The organism is Klebsiella sp. GB_Kp047 (assembly GCF_040065235.1).
GTDB lineage: Bacteria > Pseudomonadota > Gammaproteobacteria > Enterobacterales > Enterobacteriaceae > Klebsiella > Klebsiella quasipneumoniae.
On sequence record NZ_JBEAJG010000029.1, the window covers coordinates 87,833 to 111,489 of the forward strand.

General features: G+C 58.2%; 21 protein-coding genes. 9 read left to right on the forward strand and 12 right to left on the reverse strand.

Going from position 1 to position 23,657, the window contains the following annotated elements; translation table 11 throughout:
- Positions 1–60: 60 nt before the first annotated feature.
- The 3 genes from xylH to xylF all read right to left on the reverse strand — a co-directional run bounded on the left by xylH (position 61) and on the right by xylF (position 3,820).
- A complete protein-coding gene (gene xylH, locus ABLV76_RS11245) occupies positions 61–1,242 on the reverse strand; it encodes a xylose ABC transporter permease XylH (RefSeq protein WP_053809875.1) in 1,182 nt (393 codons plus the stop codon).
- Positions 1,220–2,761 carry a xylose ABC transporter ATP-binding protein gene (locus ABLV76_RS11250; protein WP_017900028.1) on the reverse strand — a complete coding sequence of 514 codons (1,542 nt, stop codon included), beginning with the start codon at positions 2,759–2,761 and terminating at the stop codon, positions 1,220–1,222. Before ABLV76_RS11250 ends, xylH begins: the two co-directional genes overlap by 23 nt.
- A gap of 63 nt (positions 2,762–2,824) precedes the next feature.
- Positions 2,825–3,820 carry a D-xylose ABC transporter substrate-binding protein gene (xylF, locus tag ABLV76_RS11255; protein WP_017900027.1) on the reverse strand — a complete coding sequence of 332 codons (996 nt, stop codon included), beginning with the start codon at positions 3,818–3,820 and terminating at the stop codon, positions 2,825–2,827.
- A 495-nt stretch (positions 3,821–4,315) separates the two neighbouring features.
- Between xylF and xylA the strand changes: the two genes are divergently transcribed.
- From xylA to yiaB, 3 genes are all read left to right on the forward strand, one after another.
- The gene (gene xylA, locus ABLV76_RS11260; RefSeq protein ID WP_004205019.1) at positions 4,316–5,638 is read left to right on the forward strand and encodes a xylose isomerase; all 1,323 of its coding nucleotides are present in this window, start codon (positions 4,316–4,318) and stop codon (positions 5,636–5,638) included.
- A 92-nt stretch (positions 5,639–5,730) separates the two neighbouring features.
- The gene (gene xylB, locus ABLV76_RS11265; RefSeq protein WP_004205018.1) at positions 5,731–7,185 is read left to right on the forward strand and encodes a xylulokinase; all 1,455 of its coding nucleotides are present in this window, start codon (positions 5,731–5,733) and stop codon (positions 7,183–7,185) included.
- Positions 7,186–7,351: 166 nt separating this feature from the next.
- Positions 7,352–7,723, forward strand: coding sequence for an inner membrane protein YiaB (gene yiaB, locus ABLV76_RS11270; protein WP_017900025.1), 372 nt, complete (start codon positions 7,352–7,354; stop codon positions 7,721–7,723).
- Between the two features lie 28 nt (positions 7,724–7,751).
- Here the strand turns inward: yiaB and ABLV76_RS11275 are convergent, their stop codons facing one another.
- Entirely contained in the window at positions 7,752–8,747 is a 996-nt protein-coding gene (locus tag ABLV76_RS11275; RefSeq protein ID WP_004205016.1) for an acyltransferase, read from the reverse strand.
- Between the two features lie 179 nt (positions 8,748–8,926).
- Between ABLV76_RS11275 and ABLV76_RS11280 the strand changes: the two genes are divergently transcribed.
- The 5 genes from ABLV76_RS11280 to ABLV76_RS11300 all read left to right on the forward strand — a co-directional run bounded on the left by ABLV76_RS11280 (position 8,927) and on the right by ABLV76_RS11300 (position 14,743).
- Positions 8,927–9,226: a YsaB family lipoprotein gene (locus ABLV76_RS11280; RefSeq protein WP_025999219.1), complete on the forward strand. Its 300-nt coding sequence runs from the start codon at positions 8,927–8,929 to the stop codon at positions 9,224–9,226.
- A gap of 127 nt (positions 9,227–9,353) precedes the next feature.
- Complete coding sequence (gene glyQ / locus ABLV76_RS11285) at positions 9,354–10,265, forward strand: glycine--tRNA ligase subunit alpha (protein ID WP_004205014.1); 912 nt, start codon at positions 9,354–9,356, stop codon at positions 10,263–10,265.
- Positions 10,266–10,274: 9 nt separating this feature from the next.
- A complete protein-coding gene (gene glyS / locus ABLV76_RS11290) occupies positions 10,275–12,344 on the forward strand; it encodes a glycine--tRNA ligase subunit beta (RefSeq protein WP_004205013.1) in 2,070 nt (689 codons plus the stop codon).
- A 325-nt stretch (positions 12,345–12,669) separates the two neighbouring features.
- Complete coding sequence (gene hokA / locus ABLV76_RS11295) at positions 12,670–12,822, forward strand: type I toxin-antitoxin system toxin HokA (RefSeq protein ID WP_004205012.1); 153 nt, start codon at positions 12,670–12,672, stop codon at positions 12,820–12,822.
- Between the two features lie 301 nt (positions 12,823–13,123).
- Positions 13,124–14,743: an ATP-binding cassette domain-containing protein gene (locus tag ABLV76_RS11300; protein WP_130939568.1), complete on the forward strand. Its 1,620-nt coding sequence runs from the start codon at positions 13,124–13,126 to the stop codon at positions 14,741–14,743.
- Between the two features lie 97 nt (positions 14,744–14,840).
- Here ABLV76_RS11300 and cspA read toward each other — a convergent pair whose 3' ends face one another.
- The 3 genes from cspA to ABLV76_RS11315 form a co-directional block, all read right to left on the reverse strand.
- Entirely contained in the window at positions 14,841–15,053 is a 213-nt protein-coding gene (gene cspA, locus ABLV76_RS11305; RefSeq protein WP_000014594.1) for an RNA chaperone/antiterminator CspA, read from the reverse strand.
- 251 nt (positions 15,054–15,304) lie between these two features.
- Positions 15,305–15,595 carry an HTH-type transcriptional regulator gene (locus tag ABLV76_RS11310; RefSeq protein ID WP_004205010.1) on the reverse strand — a complete coding sequence of 97 codons (291 nt, stop codon included), beginning with the start codon at positions 15,593–15,595 and terminating at the stop codon, positions 15,305–15,307.
- Positions 15,596–15,839: 244 nt separating this feature from the next.
- The gene (locus tag ABLV76_RS11315) at positions 15,840–17,195 is read right to left on the reverse strand and encodes an MFS transporter (protein WP_017900021.1); all 1,356 of its coding nucleotides are present in this window, start codon (positions 17,193–17,195) and stop codon (positions 15,840–15,842) included.
- Between the two features lie 440 nt (positions 17,196–17,635).
- Here ABLV76_RS11315 and ABLV76_RS11320 point away from each other — a divergent pair, with 440 nt between their 5' ends.
- Positions 17,636–18,346 (forward strand): DUF3053 domain-containing protein, encoded by a 711-nt coding sequence (locus ABLV76_RS11320; protein WP_002921929.1) that lies wholly within the window; start codon positions 17,636–17,638, stop codon positions 18,344–18,346.
- 109 nt (positions 18,347–18,455) lie between these two features.
- Here ABLV76_RS11320 and ghrB read toward each other — a convergent pair whose 3' ends face one another.
- The 5 genes from ghrB to ABLV76_RS11345 all read right to left on the reverse strand — a co-directional run bounded on the left by ghrB (position 18,456) and on the right by ABLV76_RS11345 (position 23,653).
- Positions 18,456–19,427: a glyoxylate/hydroxypyruvate reductase GhrB gene (ghrB, locus tag ABLV76_RS11325; RefSeq protein ID WP_130939570.1), complete on the reverse strand. Its 972-nt coding sequence runs from the start codon at positions 19,425–19,427 to the stop codon at positions 18,456–18,458.
- Positions 19,428–19,451: 24 nt separating this feature from the next.
- The gene (locus ABLV76_RS11330) at positions 19,452–20,732 is read right to left on the reverse strand and encodes an MFS transporter (RefSeq protein ID WP_004205006.1); all 1,281 of its coding nucleotides are present in this window, start codon (positions 20,730–20,732) and stop codon (positions 19,452–19,454) included.
- A gap of 104 nt (positions 20,733–20,836) precedes the next feature.
- Positions 20,837–21,772 (reverse strand): sugar kinase, encoded by a 936-nt coding sequence (locus ABLV76_RS11335; RefSeq protein WP_049004413.1) that lies wholly within the window; start codon positions 21,770–21,772, stop codon positions 20,837–20,839.
- 3 nt (positions 21,773–21,775) lie between these two features.
- Positions 21,776–22,525, reverse strand: coding sequence for a hypothetical protein (locus tag ABLV76_RS11340; protein ID WP_017900019.1), 750 nt, complete (start codon positions 22,523–22,525; stop codon positions 21,776–21,778).
- Positions 22,526–22,636: 111 nt separating this feature from the next.
- Positions 22,637–23,653, reverse strand: a complete 1,017-nt coding sequence (locus tag ABLV76_RS11345) for a LacI family DNA-binding transcriptional regulator (protein WP_004205002.1) — start codon at positions 23,651–23,653, stop codon at positions 22,637–22,639.
- Positions 23,654–23,657: the final 4 nt, after the last annotated feature.

A 23,657-nucleotide genomic window follows, 5' to 3' on the forward strand; every position in this document is an offset into this window, starting at 1 on the left:
CCTTATGGCGAAGTTTGGCGGTAGCGCAAAGAATTCAGACATTCTTCAGAGAGCGCTTCCTTACGCGCGCCGCTTGGTGGCGGAGTCCATCCACACCGCCAGCAGCAAAATGGCGCCTTTGACGATATATTGCCAGAAGGTGGCGACGTCCATCATGCTCATGCCGTTATCCAGGGCCGACATAATAAACGCCCCCATTACCGCCCCGGCGACGCTACCGATCCCGCCCGCCAGGCTGGTGCCGCCGATAACGCAGGCGGCGATGGCATCCAGTTCGGCGATGTTGCCCGCCGAGGGCGACCCCGCGCCGAGGCGTGAGCTGAGGATCAGACCGGCAATGGCGACCATCAGGCCGTTAATGGCAAACACCGCCAGCTTGGTACGCTCGACGTTAATCCCGGACAGGCGTGCCGCCTCCAGGTTGCCGCCGATGGCGTAGATGCGGCGGCCAAAGGCGGTACGAGTGGCCATGAACAGCCCTGCCAGCAGCAGGGCGGCGAGGATCAGTACCGGCGTCGGCACACCGCGATAGTCATTGAGCAGCCAGATTGCGCCCAGCACAATCACCGCGGTAATGGCCTGGCGGCCAACGGCGGCGGTGGAGGACGCGGTCGCCAGACCTAACGCCTGCCGGCGCATCCGTCCGCGCCACTGCCAGATAATGAACACTGCCATGCCGACAACACCGATGCCAAAGCCAATGCCATCTGGCAGGTAACTTTGGCCGATCTGCGCCATCGCCGGGCTGGTGGGCGAGACGGTGGTCCCGTTGGTGATGCCGATCAGAATGCCGCGAAACGCCAGCATCCCGGCGAGGGTGACGATAAACGAGGGAACCTTACGATAGGCCACCCACCATCCGTTCCACGCGCCGAGCAGCAGGCCCATCACCAGCGTCACCAGAATGGTGAGCGGCAGCGGCCAGCCGAGCCAGACGTCAAAGATCGCCGCCGCGCCGCCGAGAAGCCCCATCATCGAGCCGACGGACAGGTCGATTTCTGCCGAAATAATCACAAACACCATGCCGACGGCGAGGATGCCGGTGATGGCCGTCTGGCGCAGCAGGTTGGAGATATTGCGCGCGCTCAGGTAGGCGCCATCGGTAACCCAGGTGAAAAACAGCATAATGACGACGATCGCGGCGATCATCACGAAGACCTGGAGGTTAAGCCCCTTCAGCGCCGGCAGGGCGGTAGGGGCGGTTGGAGTAAGTTTGATTTCAGACGACGTGTTCTTCGACATGGCGTTCGCTCCTCAGCGCGGCTTCCATCACCTGTTCCTGGGTCAGATGTTGATTAACCAAATTGGCTTTTAGCCTGCCTTCGTGCATGACCAGCACCCGATCGCTAAGACCAAGCACCTCGGGCAGTTCGGATGAAATGACAATGACCGCGATGCCCTGCTGCACCAGCTGGTTAATCAGTTTATAAATTTCATACTTCGCCCCGATATCGATGCCGCGGGTGGGTTCGTCGAGGATCAGAATGCGCGGATTAAGCAGCAGACAGCGGGCCAGAATCGCCTTTTGCTGGTTGCCACCGCTCAGGCGGCCAATCGCCAGCTCCGGCGAGGAGGTTTTAATTTTCAATCGCTGAATGGACTGCTCAATACAGTGCTGCTCGGCGGCGTCGTCCAGGCTGCTCATCGCGCCGGTGAACTGGCTGAGCGCTGCCAGGGTAATGTTCTTACCTACCGCCATTACCGGCACGATACCGTCTTTTTTGCGGTCTTCCGGCACCATGGCGATGCCGTGGCCAATGGCCTGCTGACAGTTAGTGATGCTGACCGGCTGGCCATCAATAAAAATCTCCCCCTGCCAGCGCCCCGGCCAGACGCCGAACAGGCACTGCACCGCCTCGGTCCGTCCGGCGCCGACCAGCCCGGCGATGCCAAGGATTTCCCCGCGACGCAGGGAAAACGAGACGTCGTTGACCCGTTTAATATGACGGTTTACCGGGTGCCAGGCGGTCAAGTGTTCGACCCGCAGGATCTCCTCGCCGTGGGCGTGCGGTTCGCTGGGATAGAGCGCGGTGAGCTCCCGGCCAACCATCATGGTGATGATGTCGTCTTCGCTCATGCCGCTGGCGTCGCGAGTGCCGATGTGCTGGCCATCGCGGATCACGCAGATTGTATCGGAGATCGCTTTGACCTCATTGAGCTTGTGCGAAATATAGATGCAGGCGATATCGTGGTTTTGCAGATCGCGAACGATCGCCAGCAGCGTCGCGGTCTCTTGTTCGGTTAAGGAGGCGGTCGGTTCGTCGAGGATCAGCAGGCGAACCTGTTTATTCAGCGCCTTGGCGATCTCCACCAGCTGCTGCTGACCGAGGCCGAGGTCGCCGACGCGGGTGTCGGGCGAAATGGGCAGATTGACCTGCGCCAGCAGCTTCTGGCAGCGCAGCGTCATGGTTTCATAATCCAGCAGACCGTGGCGGGAGATCTCGGCGCCGAGGAAAATGTTCTCCAGCACGGTGAGATGTTTCACCAGCGCCAGCTCCTGATGAATAATGGCGATGCCTTTGCGTTCGGTATCGCGAATATGGTTTGCCTGCAGCGTTTCGCCGGCAAAAATAATCTCCCCCTCATAGCTTCCGTGCGGATAGATACCGCACAGCACTTTCATCAGCGTCGATTTTCCCGAACCATTTTCACCGCATAACGAGACCACCTCGCCAGCGTTCAGGCGCAGGCTGACATTATCCACGGCCTTAACGGCGCCGAAGGTTTTGGTGATGTTCTTCATTTCGAGTAGCCAGGCCATAAAGACTCCGAAAAGTGATATCCGGCGGGATGAAAATGACGCCCCGCAGCGGGGCGTCAGCCATTACAGTTCACTCTTTTTATGGAAACCGTCTTTAATCACCGTGGCGTCGATATTCTCTTTATTCACTTCAATTGGCGTTAACAGGCGCGAAGGGACATCTTTTAAACCGTTATTCAGCGTAGTGTCAGACTTCGGCTGCTTATCGTTGCCCAGCTCAACGGCGATTTCGGCGGCGTTGGTGGCCAGGGTGGTAATCGGTTTATAGACGGTCATCGTCTGGGTACCGGAAATAATGCGCTTCACGCCCGCCAGGTCAGCATCCTGACCGGAGATCGCCACTTTGCCGGCCAGCCCCTGGGCGGTTAAGGCCTGGATGGCGCCGCCGGCGGTGGCGTCATTGGAGGCAACCACGGCGTCGATTTTGTTATTATTCGCCGTCAACGCGTTTTCCATTATTTTCAGCGCGTTTTCCGGCAGCCAGCCGTCAACCCACTGATCGCCGACAATCTTAATTTTGCCCTCATCGACATACGGCTTGAGGACCTTCATCTGCCCGGCGCGGAACAGTTTGGCATTATTATCCACCGGCGAACCGCCCATCAGGAAATAATTACCCTGCGGCACTTTGTCGACCAGGCTTTGCGCCTGCATTTCGCCGACTTTTTCATTGTCGAAAGAAATATAAAAATCAATATCAGCATTATTAATCATGCGATCATAGGCCAGGACTTTAATACCTTCCTGTTTGGCCTCTTTAATAACGTTGCTGAGCACCTGACCGTTATAAGGAATAATGACTAAGACATCGACGCCGCGGTTGATCATGTTTTCAATTTGCGACATTTGCGTTTCTTCATTGCCATTGGCGGACTGAACAAAAACTTTGGCGCCTAAGGATTCCGCTTTATTGACGAAAATATCGCGGTCTTTCTGCCAGCGCTCCAGACGCAGATCGTCGATGGCCATGCCAATCTTCACTTCTTTCGCCATCCCCGCCATGCTGGCGAGCAGGAGGGAGCTGGCGCAAAGCGTAAGGCAAAGGTTCTTTATCTTCATAATAACGATACCTTTTTTGTAAGGGTAGGTAAGACGAACGGAAAATAATGTTTGATACATGAGGTTGCGGATACGTTACAGATTCTTAACGCGGAAAGCAGGGCTGGCAATTACCGGTTTTTATTTTGCGGTTATGAAATTTCGTTTAATGCGTAAATTATGACGGCGATCGTATTTTATTCATGCACACTCTTATTATTGCACTGGACTTCTCTGACAGGACGGCAGAAGAACGAGCAGATATTATTTTTTGCGAGCTAGCGCACGTTTGTGGATTCTCTCAATGGCGGTGTGAAATAACGTAATTGAGGAAAATGAAAGCGAAATTCTATATTGGCTTAAACCCGTCATACTTCAAGTTGTAGGTGTGTTGGTGACATTCGTTGCTTCGCCCCTTGGTTATCGGGGACTCGCGCTCCTGCCGCCTTCCTGCAACTCGAATTATTTAGGGTACCTGATTGGTTATTCGCCGCATCTCTGAATATGGAGTTCTCTATGCAGACCTATTTCGATCAACTCGATCGCGTTCGTTACGAAGGCCCGAAATCCACTAACCCGCTGGCTTTCCGTCATTACAACCCGGATGAACTGGTGCTGGGCAAACGGATGGAAGATCATCTGCGTTTTGCGGCCTGTTACTGGCACACTTTCTGCTGGAATGGCGCCGATATGTTTGGCGTGGGCTCCTTCGATCGCCCATGGCAGCAGCCTGGCGACGCCCTGGAGATGGCCAAACGCAAAGCCGATGTGGCGTTCGAATTTTTCCATAAACTCAACGTGCCTTACTACTGCTTCCACGACGTTGACGTCTCGCCGGAAGGGAGTTCGCTCAAGGAGTACAGCAATAACTTCGCCCGGATGGTCGAGGTACTGGCGGAGAAGCAGCAGCAGAGCGGCGTCAAGCTTCTGTGGGGGACCGCAAACTGCTTCACCAACCCGCGCTACGGCGCTGGCGCGGCCACCAACCCGGACCCGGAAGTGTTCAGCTGGGCGGCCACCCAGGTGGTCACCGCCATGAATGCCACCCATCAGCTGGGCGGCGAAAACTATGTTCTGTGGGGCGGTCGCGAGGGCTATGAAACCCTGCTGAATACCGACCTGCGCCAGGAGCGTGAACAGATTGGCCGCTTTATGCAGCTGGTGGTGGAGCATAAGCACAAAATCGGCTTTAAAGGCACGCTGCTGATCGAGCCCAAACCGCAGGAGCCTACCAAGCATCAGTATGATTATGATGCCTCTACCGTTTACGGCTTCCTCAAGCAGTTTGGCCTGGAAAAAGAGATTAAACTGAACATTGAAGCCAACCATGCGACCCTCGCCGGCCACTCGTTCCATCATGAGATCGCGACGGCCATCGCGCTGGGGCTGTTCGGTTCCGTCGACGCCAACCGCGGCGATCCGCAGCTGGGCTGGGATACCGACCAGTTCCCGAACAGCGTCGAAGAGAACGCGCTGGTGATGTATGAAATTCTCAAAGCGGGCGGCTTCACCACCGGCGGCCTCAATTTTGATGCGAAAGTGCGCCGTCAGAGCACCGACAAATACGATCTGTTCTATGGCCATATCGGCGCGATGGATACCATGGCGCTGTCGCTGAAGGTCGCGGCGCGGATGATCGAGGACGGTGAACTGGATAAACGCGTGGCCAAACGCTACGCCGGCTGGAACGGCGAGCTGGGGCAGCAGATCCTGAACGGGCAGATGACCCTCAGCGACATTGCCCAGTATGCCGTTCAGCATCAGCTGGCGCCGCAGCATCGCAGCGGCCAGCAGGAACAACTGGAAAACCTGGTCAACCATTATCTGTTTGACAAGTAATCATGCGGCGGCGCCCGGCGTGACCGGGGTCGCCACCAGGATGCTCTGTTCGCGCCACGCTCAGCCGTGGCGCGCGTTTAAGGAGAGGGAGTATGTATATCGGCATCGATCTGGGGACATCGGGCGTCAAAGCCATTCTGCTCAATGAGCAGGGTGATGTGGTGGCATCGCATACCGAAAAGCTTACCGTCTCGCGTCCGCATCCGCTGTGGTCGGAACAAGATCCCGAGCAGTGGTGGCAGGCGACGGACACGGCGATGAAAGCCCTGGGCGCGCAGCATAGTCTGCGCGACGTGAAGGCGCTGGGGATCGCCGGGCAGATGCACGGCGCCACCCTGCTGGATAAATCGTTACAGGTGCTGCGTCCTGCCATTTTATGGAATGACGGCCGCTGCGGCGAAGAGTGCCAGCTGCTGGAGGAAAAAGTCAGCGCTTCCCGGCAGATCACCGGCAACCTGATGATGCCGGGCTTTACGGCGCCGAAGCTCTTGTGGGTGCAGCGCCACGAGGCGGCGGTGTTCAGCCAGGTCGATAAAGTGCTGCTGCCGAAGGATTATCTGCGTCTGCGGATGACCGGCGAGCTTGCCAGCGATATGTCTGACGCCGCCGGTACCCTGTGGATGGACGTCGCCCGACGCGACTGGAGCGATGAGATGCTCGCCGCCTGCGATCTCAGCCGGGACGCGATGCCGGCCCTGTTTGAAGGCAGCGACGTCACCGGGCAGCTGCGCCCGGAGGTGGCGCAGGCGTGGAATATGCCACAGGCGCTGGTGGTGGGGGGCGGCGGCGACAACGCCGCCGGCGCGGTCGGGGTTGGCATGGCCGATGCCGGTCAGGCGATGCTGTCGCTGGGCACTTCAGGTGTGTATTTCGCGGTCAGCGAAGGATTCCTCAGCAAGCCTGAAAGCGCGGTGCATAGCTTTTGTCATGCGCTACCGGGCCGCTGGCATTTGATGTCGGTGATGCTCAGCGCGGCCTCCTGTCTGGACTGGGCGGCGAAATTAACCGGTCTCGCCAGCGTGCCGGCGCTGATTGCGGCGGCACAGTCAGCCGACGAGAGCGCCGGTCCGGTGTGGTTCCTGCCCTATCTGTCGGGCGAACGCACGCCGCACAACAACCCGCAGGCCAAGGGCGTCTTCTTCGGCCTGACGCATCAGCATGGGCCGGCAGAGCTGGCGCGGGCAGTACTGGAGGGGGTGGGCTATGCGCTGGCGGACGGTATGGACGTGGTACACGCCTGCGGCATCAAGCCGCAGAGCATCACCCTTATCGGCGGCGGGGCGCGTAGCGCTTACTGGCGACAAATGCTGGCGGATATCAGCGGCCAGCAGCTCGATTACCGTACCGGGGGCGACGTCGGCCCGGCGCTGGGGGCGGCCAGGCTGGCGCAGCTGGCGGTGCACGGCGAAGCCGACCGCGCCGGGCTGTTGACGCCGCTGCCGCTTGAGCAAGCGCATCGCCCGGACGATCGCCGAGTGGCCCACTATGCGCCGCAGCGGGAAACCTTCCGCCAGATTTATCAGCAGCTGAAACCGCTGATGTCATAGCCTCAGTCCGTCCGGCAGCGCCGGGCGGATTACTCCCCTGAATGTCCAGTCTGCATTCATCCAAAACACGTATTTATTAATTCCGAAATGTCAGCTTTGCTGCACCTGGCCTGCGCCATCGCCGGGCGGTTCGGTCATAATCAGCGCGTGTCGACAGGGAGGAGCGATGAATATAAAACGCAGTATTGCCAGAGGGATGATGGCAGCAGGGTCGCTGGTTTATCTGCTGGGTATCTGGCGGACCTGCCCGCTGTTTAGCGGTAAAGGTTATTTTCTTGGCGTGCTGGTGATGGGGATGTTTGCCGTCCTCGCCCATCAGCGCGCCAGACGGTGGCAGGGGCAAGACGACGGATTTATCGCGTTATGCCGGCTGGTGTTGCTGCTGTCGGCGGGCCTGCTGCTGGTAGGCGCCTGGCATGTGCCGGCAGACTGGCATGAAAAAGCCGTCTATATCGCGGCGTGGTTTGTCTGCTTATACGGCGCATCTGCGACCCCCGAACGGGCCCGCGTCGCCCGCGCGGTGCAAAAAACGGAATAGGCGCCCGGTTGTCCGGTACGCCGGGCCGTTAGCTGACCAGCCGGCGGCGATCAACCCGCTGCACCAGGCCGGACAGCAGCAGACTGCCGAGCAGGGCGGCGCTGAAAATCCACACAATATCCAGCAGCGGCCAGCGGCTCAGTTCCAGATGGCTGGCGCGCAGCGCATGCACAATCAGGGCATGGAAGCCGTAAATCCCCAGAGAATGACGCGCAATACATTCGATACCGGGCAGGGGACGCGCGTTAAGCCAGTTTTTGGCGAGCGTCAGCAGGGTGACCGCGCAAACGAACACCGCCGGTCCGCAGTAGAGATACCAGGTGTCGCCGAAGTCCCCGCGCCAGCGTAGCTCATGCAGCGTGCCGCGGGAGATGACCCACACGGCGGCGAGGAACAGCGCGGCGCAGAGCGGGGTCAGCCATTTTTTATCCGTGTTCAGGGTGCCAATGGCCCTGCCCAGCACGCCGTAGAGCACGTAATAAAAGGTGTCGCCATTGATATAGAGGTTGACCGGCAACCACTCAATCCCGGCGGCTTTGACGCCGACCATATTGGGGTTGGCCAGAATGCCGAGGATCGCCATCAGCGTCAGCAGCATTTTGCCGCTGACGGACTTAACCTGAATAAGCGGCGAGAGCAGATAGATAACGGTGATAGCAAAGAAAAACCACAGGTGGTAGAAGACAGGCTTCTGCAGCACATTCTTTAACGACAGCTCGACGTTGATATGGGTAAACAGCGCGATATACAGCAGAGAAAGCGCGCTATAGAACGCAATGCACAGGCCAATCCGCCAGAAGTGGCGCGGCTGGGCGCTGCGTTCCCCAAAAAAGAGGTAGCCCGAGATCATAAAAAACAGCGGCACGCTGACGCGGGAGGCGGAATTGAGCAGATTGGCGATATCCCATTGCAGCAGTGTAATCGCATGCGGATGAGTGATATACCAGCTGGTACTGTGGATCATCACCACCATCATGCAGGCAATGCCGCGCAGGTTGGTGATCCAGTGAATCTTTTCTTGCATCCGTCCCTCAAAGTCTACTGGCGAAATAAGGTCTGACCCGCCTTATGCCCCGGTGTCGCACGAGATTAGTCTGAGTTTTTGGTCACAGGCTTGTCGATGTTTCATGATATTCGCAAAATACCTGTAATACTGAATATTTACGATAACAACTTGCTAACAAGGCGGTGGAGGAGAACGTGGTGAAAGGTGTCGTTTCCATAATGCTGGTGCTGCTCCTTGCGGGCTGCAGCGAGACCGTTTCCCCGCCGGCGCAAAAAGCGCAGCGCGCGCGTATTACCCCGCAAACCACGCTCAATATGGCGCAGCTTTGCAAGGACCAGGCCGCTATCCGCTATAACACGCAAACGCAGTTAGTTGACGTGAACCATTTTGAACAATTCCAGGCAAGCTATGAGCTGTCGGGCCGTACCGGCAAGAATGAACGTTTCATCTGTTCCTTTGACCCGGACGGCCAGTTTATGCATCTTTCGATGCGCTGAATCGACCCCACCTGGCGTAAATTTCGTCCGTTTTCCTGAAACTACGCCGTTTCGTACTGTATATCTCGCAGCCAGCGGGTATACTGACTCCTTCCTTTAAATCCACACGTATCCAGCACGAAATCATATGCAAAAGTTTGATACCAGGACCTTCCAGGGCCTGATCCTGACCTTACAGGATTACTGGGCTCGTCAGGGCTGCACCATTGTTCAACCACTGGACATGGAAGTCGGCGCCGGCACCTCTCACCCGATGACCTGCCTGCGCGCGTTAGGGCCGGAGCCGATGGCGACCGCCTACGTACAGCCTTCCCGTCGTCCAACCGATGGCCGCTATGGCGAAAACCCGAACCGTTTACAGCATTACTATCAGTTCCAGGTGGTGATTAAGCCTTCTCCGGACAACATCCAGGAGCTGTACCTCGGGTCGCTGAAAGAGCTGGGTATGGACCCGACCATTCACGACATTCGCTTCGTCGAAGACAACTGGGAAAACCCGACGCTGGGAGCCTGGGGTCTTGGTTGGGAAGTGTGGCTCAACGGCATGGAAGTGACGCAGTTCACCTACTTCCAGCAGGTGGGCGGCCTGGAGTGTAAGCCGGTGACCGGCGAGATCACCTACGGTCTGGAGCGTCTGGCGATGTACATCCAGGGCGTCGACAGCGTCTACGACCTGGTCTGGAGCGACGGCCCGCTGGGGAAAACCACTTACGGCGACGTGTTCCACCAGAACGAAGTGGAGCAGTCCACCTATAACTTCGAATACGCCGACGTCGATTTCCTCTTCTCCTGCTTCGAGCAGTATGAGAAAGAGGCCCAGCAGCTGCTGGCGCTGGAGACCCCGCTGCCGCTGCCGGCCTACGAGCGTATTCTGAAAGCGGCTCACAGCTTCAACCTGCTGGATGCGCGTAAAGCCATCTCCGTCACCGAGCGTCAGCGCTATATCCTGCGCATTCGCACCCTGACGAAAGCAGTGGCGGAAGCGTACTACGCTTCCCGTGAAGCGCTCGGCTTCCCGATGTGCAACAAGAATAAATAAGAGGCGGCCATGTCTGAGAATACTTTTCTGGTGGAAATCGGCACTGAAGAGCTGCCACCAAAAGCGCTGCGCAGCCTGGCGGAATCTTTTGCTGCGAACGTGACCGCGGAGCTGGATAACGCCGGCCTCGCGCACGGTAAAGTGGAATGGTTTGCCGCCCCGCGTCGTCTGGCGCTGAAGGTGGCCAACCTGGCGGCGGCGCAAGCCGATCGCGAAGTGGAAAAACGCGGCCCGGCCGTTGCCCAGGCGTTCGATGCCGAAGGCAAGCCAAGCAAAGCGGCCGAAGGCTGGGCGCGCGGCTGCGGTATCACCGTCGATCAGGCCGAACGTCTGACCACGGACAAAGGCGAGTGGCTGCTGTATCGCGCCCATGTGAAGGGCGAAAGCACTGAAGCCCTGCTGCCGAACATGATTGCCAGCTCGCTGGCGAAGCTGCCGATCCCGAAACTGATGCGCTGGGGCGCGTCTGACGTCCACTTCGTGCGCCCGGTTCACACCGTCACGCTGCTGCTGGGTGACAAAGTGATCCCGGCTACTATCCTCGGTATTCCGTCCGATCGCGTGATCCGCGGCCATCGCTTTATGGGCGAGCCGGAATTCACCATCGACCATGCCGACCAGTATCCGCAGATCCTGCTGGAGCGCGGTAAAGTCATCGCCGATTACGAACAGCGTAAAGCCAAAATCAAAGCCGATGCGGAAGAGGCGGCGCGTAAGATTGGCGGTAAAGCCGATCTGAGCGAAAGCCTGTTGGAAGAAGTCACCTCGCTGGTGGAATGGCCGGTGGTACTGACGGCGAAGTTCGAAGAAAAATTCCTCGCGGTGCCGTCTGAAGCGCTGGTTTACACCATGAAGGGCGACCAGAAGTACTTCCCGGTCTACGACAACGCCGGTAAGCTGCTGCCGAACTTTATCTTCGTCGCTAACATCGAGTCGAAAGATCCGCAGCAGATCATCTCCGGTAACGAGAAGGTAGTCCGTCCGCGTCTGGCCGATGCCGAGTTCTTCTTCAACACCGACCGTAAAAAACGTCTGGAAGACAACCTGCCGCGTCTGGAAACCGTGCTGTTCCAGCAGCAGCTGGGGACGTTGCGCGACAAGACCGATCGCATTCAGGCGCTGGCGGGCTGGATTGCCGAGCAGATTGGCGCTGACGTGAACCACGCGACCCGCGCGGGCCTGCTGTCCAAGTGCGACCTGATGACCAACATGGTCTTCGAGTTCACCGACACCCAGGGCGTGATGGGGATGCACTACGCGCGCCATGATGGCGAAGCGGAAGATGTGGCCGTGGCGCTGAACGAACAGTATCAGCCGCGCTTTGCCGGCGACGCGCTGCCGTCTAACCCGGTGGCCTGCGCGGTGGCGATTGCCGATAAGATGGATACCCTGGCGGGTATCTTCGGTATCGGCCAGCACCCGAAAGGCGATAAAGACCCGTTTGCGCTGCGCCGCGCCGCGCTGGGCGTCCTGCGTATTATCGTCGAGAAGAACCTGAATCTCGATCTGCAAACGCTGACTGAAGAGGCGGTGCGTCTGTACGGTGAGAAGCTGACCAACGCCAACGTGGTCGATGACGTGATCGACTTTATGCTGGGCCGTTTCCGCGCCTGGTATCAGGACGAAGGCTACGGTGTCGACACTATCCAGGCGGTACTGGCGCGTCGTCCAACCCGCCCGGCGGATTTCGATGCGCGTATGAAGGCGGTATCGCACTTCCGTACTCTGGAAGAGTCCTCCGCGCTGGCGGCGGCGAACAAGCGTGTCTCCAACATCCTGGCGAAATCCGACGAAACGCTGAACGACATCGTTCACGCTTCGGTGCTGAAAGAAGCGGCGGAAATTAAGCTGGCGGGCAATCTGGTGGTGCTGCGCGACAAGCTGCAGCCGTACTTCGCCGCAGGCCGCTATCAGGATGCGCTGATTGAGCTGGCCGCCCTGCGCGAGCCGGTGGATGAGTTCTTCGAGAACGTGATGGTTAACGCTGAAGACAAAGATGTTCGCATCAACCGTCTGACGCTGCTGTCCAAACTGCGCGAGCTGTTCCTGCAGGTAGCGGATATTTCTCTGCTGCAGTAAGCGTATCGGAAATAATAAAAGACCTGCCTCAGGGCAGGTTTTTTTATACGTGAAATATAAATAGGTGAACCGCTAATAATTCTGTCATTGATATCTTCATTATTTTAATTCATCGATAAGAAATGTTTAGGAATATATAAACATAATTCCGCGAGGTATTTACGCTAGAATGGCGGCGGGTGCTTGAGACTGTGTGTCTCAGGTATTCAGCGGGAGGCAGACAGAGAAAAGCCCCACCTGATAGTAATCAAAGTGAGGCTCCCCTATGCATGAACACCATAAGAGTAGCCTCTTACTTGTTGAAAATCAACACGGGAGGCGAGGAATGCCGCAAAAGTATCTGTTGTTTGGCTTAGTAGTGATTTGCTTCACTATTTTATTATTGACCTGGATGGTTCGTGATTCGCTATGTGAATTACAGATCAGGCAGGGAAATATTGAGCTGGTGGCATTCTTAGCCTGTGATATTAAACAGTAAGAGCATCTGGTGGGGATCTATCCCCACCATGCTTGCGGTGTCAGGTATTCTCAATGCACCCTTTCATTGTTCACCAAATAAATCCTTTGCCTCCTGATATCAGGAGGCCTTTTTATTTTTACACGGCCGTTGAATTAAACGGGCTTGAAATTCATAGCGGAGTGTGGCTATCCTATGCCCCGACGAATCCCTCGTCTCACTGGAGCGCGCCCCACAAATGAACAAACACGACTGATGAATTTCACGCCTTACCTCGCAGATGTTGCGGGTAGGGGAGTATTGATTTCATTCAGGAGTGCTTATGGCTCATTGCGCCCACATCCCCGCTTTTGTTTTACATCAGGTCACCTGTCAGTTTGCGACGGGACAGACCCTGTTTGGTCCGCTAAATTTATCGCTGGAACCGACCCTTTGCGGTCTGGTCGGCCGGAACGGCGTCGGTAAGACGCGCCTGCTGCGCCTGCTGGCGGGCCTTGATTCTCCTGCCGGCGGCCATATCGAGCGCGCCGCCGCCGTGGCCTGGGTGGCGCAGCAGCCGACGCTCACGCCGGAGACCACCCTCGCCGCGCTTCTCGGCTATGTGCCAGTATTTGACGCCTTGTTCCGCCTGGAACAGGGTAATGGACTGGCCGACGATTTCGAGCTATTGGATGGCCACTGGGATCTCACCGATCGCCTGAGTTTAGCTTTCCGTGAAGCCGATCTCCCGCCGTTCTCTGCCGATCGCCCCGCTTTTTCACTCAGCGGCGGCGAGCGGATGAAGGCTCTGCTGTGCGGCGCCTTTGTCTCCGGCGCCGATTATCTGCTGCTGGATGAGCCTACCAACCATCTGGACCGCCAGGGGCGGGAGTGGCTCTATCACCAGCTGGAAAGCTGGCAGGGCGGGGCTCTGATCGCCAGCCACGACCGCGAGCTGCTGACGCGGATGCCGAGGATTATTGAGCTGACGCCGACGGCGCTGCGCAGCTACGGCGGCAACTATGCTGAATATCAGCGGCAGCGTGAGGCGGAGCAGCAGGCCGCACGCGCGGCGCTGGACCATGCGACGACCGAGCGGCGACGCACCCGCGCGCGAATGCAAAAGGAGCATGACGCCGCCCAGCGGCGCTCGGCGCAGACATTGCGTACTATTGATACCCTGAATATCGCCTCTTTTGAACGTGTGAAGTACAAAGGCGCGGCAAAAGAGCGTCCGGGAACGCTGCGCCGTCAGCATCGTGAACAGAACAGCAGTCTGAATGGCGCCGTGCAGCAGGCGCGAGAGCGGGTGGAAGAGGATACGCCGGTGATGTTCACCCTGCCAGGCAGCGAAGTGGCCGCCGGCAAGCAGGTGCTGGTGGTGGAAGCATTGCAGCTCGACCATGCACCGGCTGCGCCGCTGGACTGGCGCGTGGATGGTCCGATGCGCATCGCGCTAAAGGGGCCGAACGGCTGTGGCAAAACCACTTTGCTGAAAACGCTGCTGGGGCTGGAGCAGGCCGCCTCAGGCGATGTCCGGCTGTCGGTGAGCGCCGCTTACCTCGATCAACATCTGACGCAGCTGGATCTGTCGTTATCGGTCATGGCGCACCTGAGCCTGGAAGATACCCCGCTGGATGAGGGCCTCCTGCGCACCCGCCTGGCGCAGCTGCAGCTGGGCGCGGATAAGGTCACTCTGCCGCTGTCGGCGCTCAGCGGCGGCGAACGCCTGAAAGCGGCCCTGGCCTGCGTACTCTGGCGACGCGATCCGGCCCAGCTGCTGTTGTTGGATGAGCCGACCAACCATCTCGATTTAGCATCGACGCAGGCTATTGAAAGCGCGCTGGCGGCGTTTCCCGGCGCGATGCTGGTGGTGTCGCATGATGAGGCGTTTTTACAAGGTCTGAGGCTGACCCATAGTCTGGCATGGGAGGAAACGGGCTGGCGCTATACCCGGCTCTGAATGCCCAACAGCCGCCATCGTAAGCTGGCGGCTGTTGGCGACAGATAAAAAAATCCCCGCCATCAGGCAGGGATTCTTGATTCTTAGCGGCTTGAACTTACAGAGAAGTTACGTTGCCAGCTGCCGGGCCTTTAGCGCCGCTTTCGATGGTGAAGGAGACTTTCTGACCTTCATCCAGGGATTTGTAGCCATCGTTCTGGATAGCAGAGAAGTGTACGAACACGTCTTTAGAGCCATCGTCAGGAGTGATGAAGCCGAAGCCTTTGTCAGCGTTGAACCATTTTACGATACCAGTCATTTTACCGGACATAGTGAATTACCTTTAAAAAAATAAGTGAGCCTTGCGGCGTAGCGGTCTGGACTACAGATTTAAAGCGATAAAGGGAAAGTTCACTACGGGGGTATCTTTGGATAACCTTAGAAGGACTGCTCTATTCGACTGCTCTGTGGTCTGTACATCAAACCTGCGAGCATTAACGCACGTTCAGCACCTGATAGCAAACTTTTTTTACGGTGCAGCGGTAAAAGCTCCCTTGCTGGCCCTTACCGCTGCGCTCGGGATTAATCGAGTAACTGCCTTGAAAGCTGCGGGTTGGCCTGAATCAGGCGCATTAATTTTAGCTCAGTGGGGGACGGTCTTACCCGTCTCGATTCCCACTCTCTTACCATAGCGACGCTCACGCCCATGGCGTTGGCGAAGTCGTCAATCTTAAGTCCAGTGCCTTTACGCAGCTGTTCAAATTCACTAAACACAGTGGACTTACGGTTTGAGGTAAGTGTCTGATTATCGTCCTTAAAAACGATGTGTTCCAGGCTGCTCAGCAGTTCAAACACGGGATCTTTATATTCCATTGAGAACTCCTTTTATCACACAGCGGAAGAGATTTTTCTAAAGCTCTTTAAGAATAGTCAGAAAAAAGCATCAAGGATGGTAACGCCCGTGATTATTTGCCAGCAGGTTATCGAATCAGCCCCAATAGCCGAACGGCAGCGGTGCCTAAGAGCATGATTACTAATACGATGGAGTGGCTTCGAAAATTTTTGTAAACGGATAAGAAAAAAGCGGCAAAGCCGGCGCGGGACGCCGGCTTGTCGATCAGGCTTTCTGCAGACCTCTCGCGTCCTCTGTCGCCGCCGGCGCTGATTTACTGACCCGATATTTAATCAGCAGCGCGATGGCTGACAGGAATGCCGGGATAGCCAGCAGGGTGAAAATGGTCTCAAACGAGAGCTGGGCTTGCATCAGGAAGGCGCCGCTGAACGCGCCAAGGATCCCGCCGAAGCGGCCAATGCCCAGCATCCAGGCCACGCCGGTGGCGCGCCCTTGTGTCGGGTAGAAGCCTGCCGCCAGCGCCGGCATCGACGACTGCGCGCCGTTCATAATACTGCCGGCGATAAACACCATCACCCCCATCAGCGCCAGGCTGCTGGTAGAGAAGCCCACCAGACAGACGAAAACGCCGGTCAGCAGCCAGCCGACGGCCACCACCTTATTGGGATTGATCTTGTCCATCAGAGCGCCGAGGATCAGCACGCCAATTCCACCGCCGAGCGGGAACAAGGCGGTGATAATAGAGGCCTGACTCATCGATGCGCCGGTCTCGCGGATTAGCAGCGGCAGCCAGCTGGTCAGGAGATAGAAAATCAGCAGGCCCATAAAGTAGGTCAGGCACAGCATCACGGTGCCCACCGCGTAGCGTGGGGAGAAAATGACGCCTATGGCCGACTTCTCTTTCACCTGGCCTGCTTCGTGCAGCTCAAACTCCACCGTCTCCGGCAGCGGCGCGATACGCCGCAGGATGGCGGCAATGCGCTGCGCCGGCTGACGCTTCACCACCAGATAGCGGGCGGACTCCGGCAGCAGGAAAATTAATGCTACCGCCAGCAGGAGAGGCATCACGCCGCCCAATACCAGCACGCTCTGCCAGCCATAGTGCGGGATCATCCAGGCGGATAAAAAGCCGCCCAGCGACGAGCCCATCGGAAAGCCGACAAACATCAGGTTCACCAGCAGCGCCCGACGGCGCTCCGGCGCATATTCGCTCATTAGCGTCGCGGCATTGGGCATCGCCGCGCCGAGGCCCAGGCCGGTCAGGAAGCGCAGCAGCGTCAGCTGGTTAAGGCTGGTGGCAAAGGCGGTGAGCAGGCTGAATCCTCCGAACACCACGATCGACATAATCAGCACTTTCTTGCGGCCGATACGGTCAGCCAGTGGTCCCGCGGTTAACGCGCCGACCGCCAGGCCAACCAGCGCGGCGCTCATCACCGGGCCGAGGGCTGATTTTTCCACGCCCCATTCCTGGACCAGGTCGGAGGCAATGAATCCGATGATCGCGGTGTCGAACCCGTCCATCGCGACGGTGATGAAGCAGAGCGCGAGGATCATCCACTGGTAGCGGGTGAAGGGGTGCTCGTTGATAAAGGCCTGAATGTCGATGGTTGTCTTAGTCATACGGCTTTCCTGGCAGACTGAGCGAGGGACAGAGGTTTGTTATTATCGTCGCCTTCGCGTCGTTGAGATTGATTTGTGCGATAATCGAACGCATCGCCGTTAATCGCTCATTCATCAAATCATTGAAGCGCTGACCAGGCAATCCGCGTGGGCGCCAAAGCGTGCGATTATCGTCCGCTTCAGGGCGCGGTGTTGGGCAGTGGATTATAAATTGCAAAAATATCAATCAGTTAATTGATATTCATCGGTCTAATTTGAAGCGCATATTTGTGATGCGCATAACAGACGCGCCAGGCGACGGCAGCGGCGTGCGGAATGGCGTTTTTCCTGCGTAAGATTAGCAGTAAAGGGTATCCTGCGAGGCCGAGCTGGACTATCCTTGTCAGCGTCTGGCACGTGTGTGTCTTTGTGCGCTTTTTTTGGCTGAAAGGAGTAAAAAAATGGCGACAGGAAAGTCCTGCTCTCGCTGGTTTGCGGCTATGGCGGCCTTATTAATGGTGGTTAGCCTGAGTGGGTGTTTTGATAAAGAAGGCGATCAGCGCAAAGCGTTTATCGACTTCCTGCAGAATACGGCGATGCGTAGCGGTGAACGACTGCCGACGCTGACCGCCGATCAGAAAAAACAGTTTGGGCCGTTTGTCTCTGACTACGCGGTGATCTACGGCTACTCGCAGCAGGTGAGCCAGGCGATGGACGCTGGTCTGCGCCCGGTAGTGGACAGCGTCAATGCGATCCGCGTTCCGCAGGACTATATGACCCAGCGCGAGCCGCTGCGTCAGGCGAACGGCGCGCTGGGCGTGCTCAGCCAGCAGCTGCAGAATGCCAAAATGCAGGCCGATGCCGCGCATGGCGCGCTGAAGCAGGCGGACGATCTCAAGCCGGTCTTCGATCAGGTTTACGCCAAGGTGGTGACGGCGCCAGCTGACGCGCTGCAGCCGCTGATCCCGGCCGCGCAGATCTTTACCCAGCAGCTGGTTCAGGTGGGGGATTTTGTCGCCCAGCAGGGAACCCAGGTGAGCTTTGTGGCCAACGGCATTCAATTCCCGACTTCCCAGCAGGCTAGTCAGTACAATGCGCTGATTGGGCCGCTGGCGGCGCAGCATCAGGCGTTTAATCAGGCATGGACGGCGGCGGTGAACGCGACCCGCTAATGCCCTGTCTGGCTGACGTGAGCTGCGGCGAACGGGCTGGATAACGGACAGAATGCAAAAAAGAACCCGGGGAGGGCGATTGCCGCCGCTACCCGGGTTTTTTTATGGCTTATTTTACCTGCGGATTGACGCAGTTTTTTTCGACCTTGCCGTTCAGGGCGTCGATCAGGTTATCCACCGCGCAGGCCGCCATGTTGTAGCGCGTCTCATGGGTGGCGGAGCCAATATGCGGCAGCGCGACGACGTTCGGCAGGCTCAGCAGCGGCGAATCTTTAGCCAGCGGCTCGTGCTCGAAGACATCAAGGCCGGCAGCGTGAATGTCACCCGCCTGCAGGGCGGCGATCAGCGCCTGTTCATCGACCACCGGGCCGCGCCCGGCGTTAATAAAGATGGCGGAAGATTTCATTTTGGCGAACTGCGCCTGGCCGAACAGATGATGGGTCTCTTCGCTCAGGGGCAGGATCAGGCAGACAAAATCGGCTTCCTGCAGCAGGGTATCAAGATCGCAATAGCGTGCGTTGAAACGTTCCTCCGCCTGCGGATGCTGGCGGCGCGCGTTATACAGGATCGGCATGCCGAACCCGAAGTGGGCGCGCTGCGCCAGCGCCATGCCGATGCGGCCCATGCCGACGATACCTAAGGTTTTATGGTGTACGTCGGTACCGAACCAGTCTGGCCCAATGCTCTTCGTCCATTCGCCCGCTTTAACGCGCTCCGCCACTTCCACCACCCGGCGGGCGGTGCTCAGCACCAGCGCCATGATCGTGTCGGCGACGGTTTCGGTCAGCACGGTCGGGGTATGCATCAGCAGCACCCGGCGGGCGTTCAGCGCCTCGACGTCGAAGTTGTCATAACCAACGGACACGGTGGAGGTCGCACGCAGCTTCGGCATCTTCTCCAGCAGCGCGGCGTCAACCTTTTCGCTGGAGCCCAGCAGGCCTTCAGCCTGGGCAAAGGCCTCAGCGTGCTGCGAAACGGTCTCCGGCCGCAGGTTTTTCACCTGAGTGACGGAAAAGTGCTCCTCCAGACGCTGTTGCAGGTCGTCGGGAAGCGTTTTATAGAGAATGACAGACGGCTTCATGCGAATCTCCGTAGTGTGAGTCGTTCAGGCGTGATGAGCGCCAAGTGGAAGGTTTTGATTATTAGCAGGCTTAACAATCAAAGTCAGCCATACTGAGGCGAAAAGCGCCACCCCCATAAAAATATAGGAAGCTGCTGGGCTGCCTGTGGCACCGTTCAGGTAGCCGACAAACCACGAGCCGCAGAAGGAGCCCAGGGCGCCCATGCTGTTGATCAGCGCCATGGCGCCACCGGCGACATTGCGTGGCAGCATTTCCGGAATAATGGCGAAGAAGGGGCCGTAAGGCGCATACATTGCCGCACCAGCCACTACCAGCAAGGTGTAAGAGACCCAGAAGTGGTTGGCGCCGACCGCCCAGGAGCCGATGAAGGCCAGTCCGCCAATCAGCAGCAGCGGCCAGACGAACAGCTTACGGTTCTGCATTTTATCGGAGGCCCAGGAGACCACGATCATGGCGATAGTCGCCGCCAGGTATGGGACCGAGGAGAGCCAGCCCACTTCCACCATCCCCATATTTTCGCCGCCGCTGCGGATAATCGACGGCAGCCACAGTACAAAGCCGTACACGCCGATGCTCCAGGCAAAGTACTGGGCGCAGAGCAGGATCACGTTGCGGGAGCGGAAGGCCTCGCCATAGTTACGCACCGCTTTGATGCCCTGCTGCTCACGATCCAATTGTTCCTGCAGCGCGGCTTTTTCACTCTCCGCCAGCCAGGATACCTGCGATGGTTTATCTTTCACCAGCACCCACCAACAGAAGGCCCAGATCACCGCCGGCACCCCTTCGATGATAAACATTTCCCGCCAGCCGAAGGCCTGAATCAGGTAGCCGGAGACCACCGACATCCACAGGACCGTCACCGGGTTGCCGAGGATCAGGAAGGTATTGGCCCGCGAGCGCTCGGATTTGGTGAACCAGTTGCTGATATAGATCAGCATCGCCGGCATCACCGCCGCTTCGACGACGCCGAGAATAAAGCGAATGGCCGCCAGCGCCGGGATATTATGCACAATCCCGGTCAGGGAGGCGCAGCCGCCCCACAGGATCAGGCAGATAAAGATCAGTTTGCGAACGCTGCGGCGCTCTGCATAAATAGCGCCGGGGATCTGAAAGAAGAAGTAGCCAAGGAAGAACAGCGCCCCCAGCAGGGAAGAGATCCCTTTGGTGATGCCCAGGTCTTCGGTAATGCCTGCCGCGGAGGCGAAGCTGAAGTTGGCGCGGTCGAGGTACGCCAGGCTATACGTGATAAACACGATAGGCATGATGTACCACCAGCGTTTCGTTGCATTTGTTGAGCTATTCATAGGCTTGCCTCTGTCAATGAGGTGACATACGTCCGTCGAAACGGGCGCTGCTGTGCCGCGCTGCAGGTAGGGTACAGGGCGGCTGTTATTGTTGCGTATAAATGTTATTCGCCCAGCGCTTCGCGGGTGGGCAGCCCCTCGCTGTCGCCCTGGACCTGAATCGCCAGCGAACCGATTTTATTGCCGCGGTTCACCGCCTGACGCAGGGTTTTGCCTTCCAGCAGGGCGCTAATCACCCCGACGGCAAAGCCGTCGCCGGCGCCGACGGTATCGACGACGTTTTCGACTTTAATGGCATCAACCGTTCCCTGTTCGCCGTTGGCGCTCTTGAACCAGGCGCCGTCGCAGCCAGTTTTAATGACCACCGCCTTGACGCCGCGCGAGAGATAGAAATCGGCGATCCCCTCCGGAGTCTGCTGGCCGGTGAGGATGACGCCCTCTTTTAAGCCTGGCAAAACCCAGTCAGCCTGGAAGGCGAGACGGTTGAGTTTCTCCACCATCTCGGCTTCGCTTTTCCACAGCACCGGACGCAGATTGGGATCGAAAGAGAGGGTTTTGCCCTCGGCTTTCATGACCTTCGCCGCATGCTCCAGCAGCGCATATGAGCTTTCAGAGAGCGCGGCGGCCACGCCGCTCAGGTGCAAATGACGGGCGCTGGTGAAGTAGTCGGCGCGAAAATCGTCAGGCGACAGATGGCTGGCGGCAGAACCTTTGCGGAAATACTCCACAATGGGATCGGTTCCATTTTCGACTTTCGATTTCATCTGGAAACCGGTAGCGAAGCGGTTATCAATGGCGACAGCATGACTATCGATCCCCTCTTTCGCCAGCGATTGCAGTACGAAGCGGCCAAAGCTATCGTTACCGACGCGGCTGACCCAGCCGACCTTCAGACCCAGGCGCGCCAGACCGGTGGCGACGTTCAGCTCGGCGCCGGCGACACGTTTCATAAAATGCTCCACCTCAGCCAGATCGCCGGTTTCGGTGGCGACAAACATGGCCATAGCTTCGCCGATGGTGATGACATCTAAATTTTCCACGGCTTATTCCTCGCGTAACAGGTTGACGTAGCGGCGGGTCACGGCCGTCAGGTCATGGCCAGTCAGCGGAAACTCGATTCCACGCGGCGCGTCGGCGGGAAGATTATCGAGCAGGGCCAGCCAGCGGTCGGCGGCCTGATCCGGCGGCACAGCGCGGAATTTCTCCTGATGTGGCTCCGCCGCTTTCACATGAATATAGCTGACCGCCGGCGCAAGATGGCGGGCTGCCTCTTCCGGCGAATCGCCGACCCACAGCCAGTTGCCCATATCAAACGTTAAGGTGATCGGCAGCTGATGGACCCGGCAGGCGGCTTTGAAGCGCTGCATCGGCGCCAGCTGGCCGCAGTCGGTCTGATCATTCTCCACCACCAGCGCCATGCCGCTGTCGCTGAGGATATGGCGCAGCTCGTCGAGCTGCTGGTTGTGGCGGAAATGGCCAAGGGAGAGCTTCAGCCACAGGGCGTTAAGGGTCTGCGCTTCCGCGAGCAGCGTCGGGAGATGCGGGTTAAGCTCGCCGTTGTCGGCGAACAGCGCCTGGGGCGCGGAGTAGCAAGCCAGCAGGCCGTGGCGCTCGATGGCGGCTGCCAGCGCCGGCAGGGCGTTGAGCTCTTCGGCGCTGAACAGCTCGCGGCGGATTTCGACGCCGTCCGCGCCGGCGTCGGCGATAAACGGCAGGACGGCGGCCTGGCCGCCTAAGGATTTAACATGGTCATTACCATAGGCAGCGGTAACGACAATAATTTTTCTGGCCATCGCGCTCTTACTCCCGGCGTTTGTTGCTTAATCTCCTTATTACGCTAGATGGTATCGGTTCCATAAGAAAGGGCGAGATGTTTAATTTATGATCGGCATCACGAAGGATCGTTAACGGGAGGTTGATCCGCGGACGATAAGCTCGCCGGAAAAGACCCGCTCGCAGATGGGGTCGTTAGTGCCGGCAATGCGTCGAATCACCTGTTCCACCGCCGCGTAGCCGATCTGCCACGTCGGTTGTTTGAGGGTGGTGATGCCGACGCCGGCCAGCTCCGCCCACTCCAGTTCGTCGAAGCCCAGCAGGCCGATATCGCTGCCCCAGATCAGGCCGACGCGCTTCAGGGCGCGGGCCACCTGCAGCGTCAGCGCGCCGTTGGCGGAGATCACCGCTTTGCGCATCCCGCGGTGGCGGGCGTGGAACTGGCGCAGGACGTTGTCCATCATCGCGCCGTCGTTGAGCTGTACTTCGGCGTTTTCGGCCACCACGCCGTGGTGGCGGGCGAGCGTGGCGCGAAAGGCGCTCAGGCGCTCGCGGCGGGTATTGACCGAGCCCAGCGGTTCGCTGAGAAACAGGATGGCCTCAAAGCCTTTCTCCACCAGGTGTTCGGTGGCGGTGGTGGCGGCCTGAGCGTTATCAAGCCCGACCACATCGCAGGCGAAATCGGGGATTTTACGGTCAATCAGCACCATCGGCAGGGCCGACTGCTGCAGGCGGTTCAGGCCATCCTCCCGCATGCCGACCGCGTTGACGACGATGCCTTCCACCTGATAGCTGCGCAGCAGGTCGAGATAGTGCAGCTCCTGGTCAAGCTCGTTATTGGTGTTACACACCAGCAGGGTAAAGCCCTTTTCCCGGCAGGCCGCTTCAATGCCGCTCATGACATTGACCGAATAGGGGTTGGTGATATCGGCGATGATCAGGCCGATGAGGCGGGTGCGGCCGTGCTTGAGGCCGCGGGCCATCAGGCTGGGGCGGTAGTCGAGTTCGGCAATGGCTTTTTCAATACGTGATAACAGATCGTCGGAAAGCAGGTGCTTCTCGCCGTTAAGATACCGTGAAATGCTGGTTTTGCCGGTCTTTGCGGCTTTCGCCACATCGCTAATGGTTGCACGCGCCGCTTTCGCCATGATG